Genomic DNA, 11099 nt, shown 5'->3' on the forward strand with positions numbered 1-11099 from the left:
CCTATATCGGCACCCCGCCCTGAACCTTTACCTACAGCAAGAAAATAATCGGCTTGACATCCGCCCTGTCACCGTGCGTCGCGGGTGAAGCGCCAGATGGCGAGGGTGGCGAAGACCACGGCGAACAGCAGCTCGGCGCCCATGGCCTGCAGCGCGGCGTCCATGCCCAAGCCGCGCCAGGTCATGGCGTCGAAGCCGTCCACCGCCCAGCGGGTCGGCACGAACATCGTCAGCGTCTGCATCCACTCCGGAAACAGGAAGGACGGGACCCAGGCGCCACCCAGCATCACCATGATCAGGGTGGCGAAGACGGCGATGCCGCGTGCGGCTTCCGGCGTCTTGCCAAAGGCGGCGATCAGCAGGCCAAAGCTGGAGGTCAGCAGGGCAAAGCAGACCGCCACGCCGACGAAGCCGGCCAGGTTCACGATCGTCACCCCGAAAATCAGCTTGGCCGCGGCGAAGATCACCACGAGTAGCCCAAAGGCGATGATCGCGCCCGACACCGCCCGCGCCGCCAGCACGGTGCGCAGCGTGATCGGCGCGGCCAGCAGGCGGCTCCAGATGCCCATGCGGCGCGCCAGCAGGATGCCGATGCCCATGTCGATGCCCATGAAGAGGATGAACTGCACGCTCATGCCGGCGAAGGAATGCGCGTAGCCGTTGTAGCCCGCAGCCAGCTGCTTGGACGTTACCGGCTGCTCGCTGGTCGTGAACGGCATGGTCAGGCCAGCCGATTTTGCACCCGAGCCGCCGCCCGCCGCGCTGGCAGCGGTGCCCGCGTTCTGCGCGGCCTGGAAAGTCTTCAGGCTCCCCAGAAAGTCGCGCAGCGGCGCGTTGCTCGCATCGGCGTTGGCGTCCAGCTCCTTCATGGCCTTCTCGGTAAACTTCTGTCCACCCTGCCCGCCGAACATGTCAGCGCTCACGGTCTGCATCACCTGCTGCGTGAGCAGGCCGCGCACCATCGCCAGCACGGCGGTCTGCGACGGGTCGTACAGCACGTCGATCTTCGGCTTCTCGCCCGCGCCGAACAATGCGCTGCCTGCCGCCTCGCCGAAGCCCGCCGGGATCACGATGGCGGCCTTCTGCGCACCTTTGCGCACGGCTTCCTCGGCCTGTGCGCGCGGCATCTCGGTGATGCGCAGGCTGGCGTCGGCCTTGAGGCCCGATGCGATCTTCTGCGCCGTGGCGCCGCTGTCCTGCATCACGAGGGCGACGTCGATGCGGCTGGTCTTCTGCTCGCCGGAGCCGCCGAACAGGTAGCCGAAGAAGGCCGCCAGCACCAGCGGCATCACGAGGTTGAGCAGCAGCGCGCGGCGGTCCTGCAGGTACAGCACGATGTCCTTGCGGACCAGGGCTTTGAGTGCGTTCATGGTGGGGATCTCTCTAGTTTCTTCTTTTAGTCGCGCAGCGTGCGGCCGGTCAGGTTGAGGAAGATGTCTTCGAGGCTGGTGCGCGCGGTGGCGAAGTAGCGCGGCTTGACGCCCTGCTCCGCGAGCCACGTCATCAGCGGCAGCGCGTCGGCACTTTGTGCCAGCTTGACGGTCAAGCCATCGCCCACCAGCGCCACATCAGTGACGCCGCCGCGCGCGCGGATGGCGGCCATCAGTGATTCGCCCACCGGTTCATCGGTCTCGATGGATAGCGCCGCATGCGCGGGCAGTTTGCGGAACAGGCCCGCGGGCGTGTCGTCCGCCAGCACCTTGCCGTGGTCGATGATGACGATATGGTCCGCCAGCCGCTCTACTTCTTCCATGTAGTGCGAGGTGTAGATCAGCGAGCGCCCCATGCCCTTCAGCCGCTCCAGCGTCTCGAAGATGGCGTTGCGGCTCTGCGGGTCCACGCCGACGGTCGGCTCGTCCAGGATCAGCAGCTGCGGATCGTGCATCAGGGCGGCGGCGATGTTCAGGCGCCGCTTCATCCCGCCCGAGAAGGTGGCCGGCTTGTCTTTAGCGCGATCCGTCAGATTCACCAGCGCCAGCACGTCCTGCGCCCGCTCACGCGCCCGCGCGCCGGACAGGCCGTACAAGGCCGCGAACAGCTTGAGGTTCTCCAGCGCGGAGAGGTCGTCATACAGCGCCAGGTCCTGCGGCACGAAGCCGATCTTGCGCTTGGCCGCGCTGGCGCCCGCGCTGACGGATTCGCCGTCCAGGGTCACGCTGCCGCTGTCGGGCGTGAGCAGGCCGCAGATCATGGCCACGGTGGTCGACTTGCCCGCGCCATTGGGGCCCAGCAGGCCCACGGTCTGCCCGCGGTGGACGGTGAAGGACACGCCGTCCACGGCACGCCGGGTGCCGAACGACTTGGTGAGTTGCGATACGGTGAGGAGAGCGCTCATGGTCCAGTTCAGGTGAGGGACAATGAGGCCAGTGTGAGGCCGCACGGCGCATGAGCAAAGAAGCAAGCGCCATCAAATGCGGATGACATTTGTCACCCGCGCGGGTCTGTCACAGCAGTGCGATCCCGAAGCGTTTCACGACGAGCGCGAACAGCACGAAGCATCCGATCGTCAGGACGACCGAGGCTCCGAGGGCTGGCAAGAAGCCCCAGCGGTTGTATAACGCCGGAAACGCCAGGAACATCGGCAGTGTGGGCACCACGTACCAGAAGGTGTACCAGGCGTGGTTTGCGACCTTGGCCGCTGGCTGCTTCTCCACGTGCAGCCAGATGAGGGTCAGGACCGTCACCATCGGCAGGGCCGCGATGAGCGCACCCAGCTTGTCGCTGCGCTTGGCGAATTCGGACACGAGGACGACCACGCCGGCCGTGATGAGATATTTGGTAATGAGCCAATACATAAGGCACTCCTGCTGACTGCGCGATGAACGCCAGGACGCGCCGCAGCAAGCGCCCTCCGGCGGCGCGCGCCGAGGTCCTGTACTACAGAATATATGTGAATGCGATCAAGGCCAGGCGCTGAATCCTGCCGCCCCGGTCAGATGGCGTAGCGGACCACGGTATCGGACCACTCGAAGGCCGCCAGCTCCAGCTCCGCCAGCTCTTCGCAACTCACCGCCAGCTGGTGCAGCATCGGGGTGATGGTGTTGGCCATGCCGTCGATGTCTTCGATGCACTCGCACAGGTGCAGCAGCTCGCCGAAGAAGCCTTCGCGCGCGACCAGCGCGCTGCGCACTTCATCGGACACGGGAATCTGCTCGACGATGTCGGTCATCGGCATCGAGAACAGGGTGTCCATCAGCGACATGATCCCGACCGTGAAGGCGATATCGGAGATATTGCGCTGGCCCGGCCGCAGCTTGTTGGCCAGCAGTTCCATCAGCCGCCCGCGCGTGGTGGCGAGCGACAGCAGGGGCGTCATGCTCTGCCCGCGCTTGGCCGGCTCCGCGTACAGCATGATCTGCAGCCAGCGCTGCAGCTGGCGACGGCCCAGGATCATCAGCGCCTGCGCCACCGAATCGATGCGGTGGCGGATGCCCACGGCAGGCGTGTTCACCAGCCGCAGGAGATTCAGCGCCAGGGTCACGTCACGCTTGATCGCCTTTTCGACCACCGCGTTGTCCGCGTCCGAGGTGATGAGCCCCATCAGGTCCACCACCGCCGCCTGCGACGGCGTCAGCTTCTTGCCGCTGATGACGGCCGGCTTGGCGAAGTAGTAGCCCTGAAAGTAGTCGAAACCGAGATCGAGGCAGGTCTTGAACTCCTCGCGCGTCTCGACCTTCTCGGCCATCAAGCGCTTGCGCTCCTGGCGGAAGCGCGGGGCCAGCGCCATCAGCGCGGCCATCGAGGTGTCGCGCAGGTTCATCTTGACGTATTCGATCATCGGCAGCAGCCGCTGCACGTTCTCGGAGTCGGTCACCACATCGTCCAGCGCGAAGCGGAAGCCGTGGCCCGCCAGCGCCTGGATCCGCTCGACCAGCAGCGGCGTGGCCACCATGGTCTCGACGATCTCCAGCACCACCTTATCGCGCGGCAGGAACACGAAGATGTCGCTGTTGAGGACATCCGCATCGACGTTGACGAAGCCGAGCGCGTCCCCGATCACCTTGTCCAGCCCGAGCTGGGCCGAGTGCGCGATCACCGAGGCGGTGGCGTGCAGGTCGGTCTCGATGTTCGCGGGCCCGCTCTGGGCGCCGCGGAACAGCAGCTCATACCCGAACAGCGCCTGGTTGCGGTCCAGGATCGGCTGGCGGCCCAGGTAGAAGTCGCGCACCTTGATGCTGTTCGGCGTGTCGGTACTGGCGGTCTCGATCATCGGAACGCGAATAGTTCAATTAAGACAATAGCTCTACTGTACCGCAACTTGATTGACCTCTGGTAGTCATTTGACGCAATCGGTTGCCGTCATGGGCTATTGAGGTTCGCCATCCACAAACAGTTTCAGCTCCCCGGGGGCGAAGGCGGTCCAGGTTTCGTTGTCGGTCAGCGGCTGGGTGACGATCACCGCCACCCGGTCGTTCGGAGTGGTTACTTGTGAAAAATCCACGCTCAGGTCCTCGTCGCTCAGTTTGGCCGTCAGGAAGGGAAACTGGCGCACGATGTAGTGCAGGCTGGTGGAACAGTGCGCGAACAGGGCCGAGCCGTCCGACAGCATCAGGTTGAAGGTGCCGTGGGACGCAATGTGCGCCACCAGCGGTTGCAGCGCCGCGCGCAGCTCCGCCAGCTCCGGCCGCGTGTCGCCAAAGCGCCGCCGCAGCTCCTGCAGCAGCCAGCAGAAGGCACGCTCGCTGTCGGTGGTGCCGACGGGACGGAACGCACCGTCCAGCAGCGGGTCGAAGGACTTGAGGTCGCCGTTGTGGGCGAACACCCAGTACCGCCCCCACAATTCGCGCACGAACGGATGGCAGTTCTCAAGCGCCACCACGCCCTGCGTCGCCTTGCGGATGTGGGCGATGACGTTTTTCGACTTGATGGGATAGTTCTTGATCAGCTCGGCGATCGGCGAGGCCACGGCGGCCTGGTGATCGACGAACAGGCGGACGCCGGCGTCTTCGAAGAATGCGATGCCCCAGCCGTCATGGTGGGTGTCGGTGCGGCCGCCGCGCAGGGCAAAACCGGTGAAGGAAAAGACGATGTCCGTGGGGACGTTGCAGTTCATTCCGAGGAGTTGGCACATGGCACGGAGCGTACCAGAATCTCCAACCGCCCGGAACGGCGGGAAGGGAGGGAGAACTTAGTGGAGAACGACCGGCTGGCTCATGAGCGAATCGTACGAGCCCAGGAATTCATCGACTTCTTCCATGGTGGGCTCGCTGGCGATCAGGTCATTGACCGAGCGGCGGAACGATTGGGCCAGCTTGCCTCCGATGAAGGCTTCCCGTCGGCCGGATTTGTCGACGATTTCAAAGCCTCCAAAACGCAGCGCTTCCAGGCTATGGTCGACCCCGAACTCGACGACGCTGTACTGCTCGCTGTTATAGATCATGTTCATGATGGCTCCTTTGTACTTACGGAGTGGACAGCAGGACCAGCCGGGGTGGCTGGACAGGATGTCAACTCATTCAACAAGGAGGTGGGGCTGTCCTGGACGTTTTCAAGCCCGTTGAGTCGGCCCCAGCTCCAGCAGTTGATCGTATGGCGTAAGCGAAAGCCATGATCGCAACTGATCTGCGTGCGCCTCATCGGCCAGCCCGATGAACAGGCGCTGCGGACGTGCATCGGGCCGGCGGCCCAGCATGCGATTCAATGTTACACGCAAAACCAGCTGCCCGGCGCAGCACAGGCAGCCGGACGCGATTCGCGCAAGGGACAAGCCCGGCGCGTCGTCCAGCAGCGGTGTTCCGCTGGGCAAACCTTCAAGGATGATGGCCGTGGACTGGCCGGGAGTCAGCAGGCCGGCCACGGCGCGCTCGCGCGCTTCGGCCGTGCCGCCTGCGATGATGGTGGTGAGCGTCGGCAGGGGGTCAGACGTTCTTCTTGGCCAGCTTGCCGGGTTCGACGCCCAGCTGCTTGAGCTTGCGGTACAGGTGCGTACGCTCCAGGCCAGTCTTTTCGGCCACCCGCGTCATGCTGCCGCCTTCGCGGCCCAGGTGGTGTTCGAAGTACATCCGCTCAAAGGCATCGCGCGCCTCGCGCAGCGGCAGGTCGAAGGACAGGTTGATGCCCGGCCCGGCGGTCGCATCGCCATTGCCCGGTACGCCCATGCGCGGAGCCAGCGGCTGCGGCGCCTGCGGTGCATACATGCCGCCATTGACGGCCACTTCTTCCACCGGCGGCGCCATCATCGGGCGCGCGGCGGGGACCGGCGCACGCGCCACTTCCTGCGCCCGGGTCAGTCCCTGCTGCACGGCCTTCAGCAGCTTCTGCAAGGCAATAGGTTTTTCCAGGAAGCTCAAGGCGCCGATGCGCGTCGCCTCCACCGCGGTATCGATGGTCGCGTGGCCGGACATCATGATCACCGGCATGGTCAGGAGGCCGTCGCGCTGCCATTCCTTCAGCAGCGTCACGCCGTCCGTATCGGGCATCCAGATATCGAGCAGGACCAGGTCGGGCGCGCCCTGCGCGCGCGCCTCGCGGGCCTGCTGCGCATTTTCGGCCAGCTGGATCGCGTGACCCTCGTCGCCGAGAATCTCCGAGAGCAGCTCGCGGATGCCCATTTCGTCATCAACTACGAGTATGTTTGCCATCTGTTTGTGCCTTCCTGTTGTCCCGCCCGGCGGGCCCGTCACAGAGCTGATTTTATGCGCGTTCCGGCACTAAAGCCAAGTTCGCCGATGGTGCTAACTTTAACAGCAAAATGGTCACCGCCGCGCCAGTTCCGTCGGTGCGGTTCTGGATCTCGATCTTGCCCCCGTGTTCGTCGACGATCTTCTTCACCATCGGCAGGCCGAGGCCGGTCCCGCGGGCCTTCGACGTCACATACGGTTCGAAGGCGCGCGCCATGATCTTCGGTGCAAAGCCGGGGCCGTTGTCCTGGATGGCCAGGCGCACCGCGGTGCCGGCCTTGCCGTCCGGATTGCTGTAGTGGATGCACTCGGTGACCACGTCGATGCGCGGCGCTTCGGTGGCCTCGCCGCGTTCGGCGCGGTCGGTCAGCGCGTCCTGCGCGTTCTGCAGCAGGTTGTGCACCACCTGGCGCAGCTGCGTGGGGTCGCCCATCACCAGCGGCAGCTGCGGGTCCAGGTGCAGATGGATGATGTCGTTCTCGTCGCCGGACAAGTACAGCTGCAGGATCTCGCCGATCAGCGCATTCAGGTCCAGCGGCGACAGCACGGCCGGCGGCGCCTTCGCGTAGTCGCGGAAGTCGTCCACCATGCGCTTCATCGCCGACACCTGGTTGACGATGGTGGTGGTGCCGCGCTGGAGCAGCTCCGCGTCCTGCGGCGCGAGGCGCCCTTCGAGCTTCATCTGCAAGCGTTCGGCCGACAGCTGGATCGGCGTGAGCGGATTCTTGATTTCGTGCGCGAGGCGGCGCGCCACTTCGCCCCAGGCCATCGAGCGCTGCGCGGAGATCACATCCGAGATATCGTCGAACACCACGATGAAGCCGGAGCCCGCGCCCACCGGCAGCCGTGAGCCGCGCGCCAGCAGCGTGATGTCATGGTCATCCAGGCTGACCTCGCGGCGCGGGATCTCGATCTGCTGCTGCCAGTGCGCGCGCAGCGAACGCGTATGCCCGCCGGCCGACTGCGCGCTCTGGGTCGAGAACGATTTGGTGACGGCCGCCGCGAACACCTCCATGCCCTCGATCGATCCGAGCTCGCGGCCAGTCTGGTCGCGCAGGTCCACCTGCAGGATGCGCAGCACGGCCTCGTTGGCGTTCACGATGTTGAACTGCGCATCGAGCACGATCACACCCGCCGACATGTTCTCCAGCACCGACTCCAGGTGGGCCTTGGCGCTTTGCAGCGCGGCCCGGTTGCGCTCCACCGCGCTGCGCGCTTCGAACAGCTGGCCGGTCATGGCGTTGAAGGACTGGGTCAGCGTGCCCAGTTCATCGGAGGTGGCGACGATGGGGCGCGGCGACAGGTCGCCCTCGGCCACTGCGCGCGTGCCTTCGGCCAGCACAAGCAGCGGCTGCGCCAGGTTGCCCGCGATGAGGAAGGCGCTGCCGATGGCTCCAAAGATGGCCAGCAGCAGCGTCAGGGTCAGGGTCTCCAGGTACATCTTGCGCAGGCCCACGCGGGCCACATAGCGCTCCTGGTATTCGCTGTAGGCGGCGCGGATCACTTCCGCATTGGTGGCGAGATTCGCGGGTACGGACTGCAGCAGCTGCAGGTACTCGGGTTTGGCGCCCACGTCGGCGGGCGGCAGCGGCAGGATCACGCGCAGGCGCAGGCCGGTGGCGGCATCGAGCGCATTGGGCTGCGGGCCCGGGCCGGTGTCCTTCAGTTCGCGGTCGATGCCGCCTTCGGCCTTGGCGTAGCCGGGCGGCTTGGCGGCGGCGGCCAGCATGTCGGCGGTCGGTACGTCGGCCACCAGGTCGCGCGCGCCGTCCTTGTCGACGGCACTGGCCAGCACGCGGCGGTCGGCGTCGAGCAGCATCGCGTTCTGCAGGCCGCCCACTTCCTTGAGCAGGGCGTTGAGGCGTTCCTGGCGCGCTTCCGGCGGCTGGCCGCCCAGCACCGCGGCCGCATCGCGCCCGTTGGCGGAGAGCTTGGCCAGCGCTTCGTCCAGCGCCGCGTGGCCCAGGTTCAGGCCCGATTCCAGCGCCGTTTCGATGCGCACGTTGAACCACGAATCGATGGAGTGCGACACGAACTGCACCGACACGATGAAGATCACGAGCCCCGGCAGGATGCCGATCGCCGCGAACCACAGCATCAGGCGTGTCATCAGCTTGGAGCCAAACTTGCCGCTGCGGTAGCGGCTCCACAGGCGGATCAGCAGGGCCACCACCAGGATCAGCAGGGCCGCGGCCACGCCCGCATTGAGGCCCAGCAGCCAGCCGTAGTAGCGGTCGAAGAAGCCGGAGTTGTCGGAGGCCGACGCGAGCAAAAACAGCAGGATCGAGACCACCGCCCCGCCGACCACCAGGGCATAGCGCAAGGCCTGGTTCAAGGGACTCATTCGGCCTTGTAGATGAACTTCTTGGTGTTCGAGTTGAGCCGCCACTCCGCGTTGTTGAAGGAGTTGACCTGGATCGGCTTGGAGAAGTATTCGCGGTCCATGCCCATCTTGAGCGTGACCACGTAGTTTTCGCCCGGCTTGAAGGCGCCCTTGGGCGCGATCATCCAGCGCGGCGGACGGCGGATCGCGAAGATCGCTTCGTCCAGCGTGTTGAAGGTCTGGCGCACGCTGTCGGTGTACTTGATGGCGTACTCGCGGGTCAGCACGTCGTAGGAAATGCGCGCGGTGATGCGCTTGCTGACCATCACCTCGTCGCGCCAGTACCAGCGCGGGTGCACGATCTCGATCTCGGTGGTGAAGTACAGCGCCACCCCGTGCTGGATGGCCTCCTCCAGGCCGCGGTTCAGGTCGAAGGCATAGGCAGCCGACAGCCGGTAGCCGTCGTCGGTGGCATCGATGTGCGCGTGGGTGATCTCGACACTGTCCTGGGCGGCTGCCGCCGGTGCAGCGCACGCGAACATGAGCAGCAGCTGCAAGGCGAGGAGTCGGAGGATACGAAACGTCACAGGTGGGCCGTGCCTTCTCAAGTGTCGGAGATCATGTGTGTCGAAGACCCTTGGCCGGGAACGGGAGGCGCGATGCCCCGTGCCGGACGGCGAACGCGGCGGCCTGCGCTTCCGACCCCTGCGGCCAGAGCGGACAAGTCACGAACAGGAATTTACCATTGGGCTTAAGCATCTGCCAAAGGTTGTCGAGTATTTCAACGGAAAGTGTTGCAAGTGGATCGGGACTCCGCCCCGTAGCAGATCGCTATTCTACCGGTCCGGCCTTCCGCTCGGCTGAATCGTTTCTTAATGGCGCGAGTGGCCGGGGCGCCCAGGGGCGGGCGCATCCGGGCTTATGCTTTATGCAAGACCTAGGCGGCGGGCTTCTGGAACAGCGCGTAGAACAGGCCGTCGTGGTCCTGCTGTGCGCCGTGGGCCGGGAGTAGCTGGCCGGGCGCGGGCAGGCGGGTGGCGCCGTGGCGGGCGGCGAAGGCGGCGGCCTGGGCTTCGGATTCCTGCGGCCACAGCGAACAGGTCACGAACAGGAACTTGCCGCCAGGCTTGAGCATCGGCCACAGGTTGTCGAGGATCTGGGTGGACAGGGTGGCCAGCTGCAGCGTGTCCGACTTGCGGCGCAGCCAGCGGATGTCGGGGTGGCGGCGCACGATGCCCGATGCGGTGCAGGGCACGTCGGCCACGATGCGGTCGAACGGCTGGCCATCCCACCAGCCGGTGGTCTGGGCTTCGGCGGCTGTCAGGTCGGCGTGCAGGTGCAGGCGGTCCAGGTTCTCCTGCACGCGCTTCAGGCGCTCGGGATCGGCGTCGACGGCGGTCAGGGCGACGTCGGCGGCTTCCAGAATGTGGCCGGTCTTGCCGCCGGGGGCGGCGCAGGCATCCAGCACGCGCATGCCGTCTTCGACTTCCAGCAGCGGCGCGGCCAGCTGGGCCCCGGCGTCCTGCACCGAGACCACGCCTTCGCTGAAGCCGGGGATCTGGTGCACCGGCACCGGTTTTTCCAGCCGCACGGCGGTGGGGCCAACCTGGGTCGCGTCCATGCCCGCTTCCCTCAGCCGCTCGACGTAGGCCGCGGCGCTAATCTGGCGCTCGTTCACGCGCAGGGTCAAGGGCGGCGGACGGTTGCCCTCCTCCAGGATGCGTTGCCAGTCGTTCGGGTAGGCGGCGCGCGTAGTGTCGATCCACCATTGCGGGTAGTTATAGCGGGCCACTTCATTCTGCAGGGCGGCGGCCAGCAGCGCGCCCTTCTCGCGCAGGAAGCGGCGCAGCACGGCATTGACCATGCCCTTGGCGCGCACCAAATCGGGATGGGCGGTGGCGGCGGTCACGGCCTGGTCGACCACGGTGAACGGTTCGTAGGGCGGCGGCGTGCCGTCGGGGACGTCGACCAGCGTCAGGGCGGCGCACAGCAGCATCGCCAGCATCGGAGGCTCGGGCTGCTTGGGGGCCAGCAGGGACAGCAGCGTTTCGGCGCGCCCGAGGTGGCGCATGGTGCGGTAGGCGATGTCCTGGATCGCGCCGCGGGCCTGCGGGGTGGCGTCCATGATGGCGGCCACGCGCGCCAGCGCCTGCGGC

At 66.1% G+C, this 11099-nt stretch carries 11 protein-coding genes and 1 pseudogene; all 12 read right to left on the reverse strand.

The annotated features are described in order from the left end of the window. Nucleotides 1-68: 68 nt before the first annotated feature. Nucleotides 69-1370, reverse strand: a complete 1302-nt coding sequence (locus tag E4L96_RS16950) for an ABC transporter permease (protein WP_135208392.1) — start codon at nt 1368-1370, stop codon at nt 69-71. A 26-nt stretch (nt 1371-1396) separates the two neighbouring features. Further along, entirely contained in the window at nt 1397-2335 is a 939-nt protein-coding gene (locus E4L96_RS16955) for an ABC transporter ATP-binding protein (protein ID WP_135208393.1), read from the reverse strand. 109 nt (nt 2336-2444) lie between these two features. Continuing rightward, a complete protein-coding gene (locus E4L96_RS16960) occupies nt 2445-2795 on the reverse strand; it encodes a DUF3147 family protein (protein ID WP_135208394.1) in 351 nt (116 codons plus the stop codon). 137 nt (nt 2796-2932) lie between these two features. Continuing rightward, the gene (locus tag E4L96_RS16965) at nt 2933-4210 is read right to left on the reverse strand and encodes an EAL and HDOD domain-containing protein (protein WP_135208395.1); all 1278 of its coding nucleotides are present in this window, start codon (nt 4208-4210) and stop codon (nt 2933-2935) included. A gap of 96 nt (nt 4211-4306) precedes the next feature. Beyond that, nucleotides 4307-5071: a class II glutamine amidotransferase gene (locus E4L96_RS16970; RefSeq protein ID WP_135208396.1), complete on the reverse strand. Its 765-nt coding sequence runs from the start codon at nt 5069-5071 to the stop codon at nt 4307-4309. A gap of 57 nt (nt 5072-5128) precedes the next feature. Further along, nucleotides 5129-5386 (reverse strand): BTH_I0359 family protein, encoded by a 258-nt coding sequence (locus E4L96_RS16975; RefSeq protein WP_135208397.1) that lies wholly within the window; start codon nt 5384-5386, stop codon nt 5129-5131. A 102-nt stretch (nt 5387-5488) separates the two neighbouring features. After that, entirely contained in the window at nt 5489-5797 is a 309-nt protein-coding gene (locus E4L96_RS16980; protein ID WP_307721652.1) for a P-loop NTPase family protein, read from the reverse strand. A gap of 61 nt (nt 5798-5858) precedes the next feature. Continuing rightward, nucleotides 5859-6581, reverse strand: a complete 723-nt coding sequence (locus E4L96_RS16985) for a response regulator (protein WP_135208399.1) — start codon at nt 6579-6581, stop codon at nt 5859-5861. A gap of 52 nt (nt 6582-6633) precedes the next feature. Beyond that, nucleotides 6634-8964, reverse strand: a complete 2331-nt coding sequence (locus E4L96_RS16990; RefSeq protein ID WP_135208400.1) for a sensor histidine kinase — start codon at nt 8962-8964, stop codon at nt 6634-6636. Beyond that, entirely contained in the window at nt 8961-9485 is a 525-nt protein-coding gene (locus E4L96_RS16995) for a DUF4390 domain-containing protein (RefSeq protein ID WP_135208401.1), read from the reverse strand. Before E4L96_RS16995 ends, E4L96_RS16990 begins: the two co-directional genes overlap by 4 nt. A 94-nt stretch (nt 9486-9579) precedes the next feature. Beyond that, nucleotides 9580-9744: pseudogene (locus E4L96_RS24750) on the reverse strand (16S rRNA (cytosine(967)-C(5))-methyltransferase RsmB); the annotation flags it as partial. A gap of 136 nt (nt 9745-9880) precedes the next feature. Next, nucleotides 9881-11099, reverse strand: a 1219-nt coding sequence (gene rsmB, locus E4L96_RS17005) for a 16S rRNA (cytosine(967)-C(5))-methyltransferase RsmB (RefSeq protein WP_135208402.1), incomplete at its 5' end; no start/stop codon positions are given.

The organism is Zemynaea arenosa, from assembly GCF_004614185.1.
Taxonomy (GTDB): domain Bacteria; phylum Pseudomonadota; class Gammaproteobacteria; order Burkholderiales; family Burkholderiaceae_D; genus Telluria; species Telluria arenosa.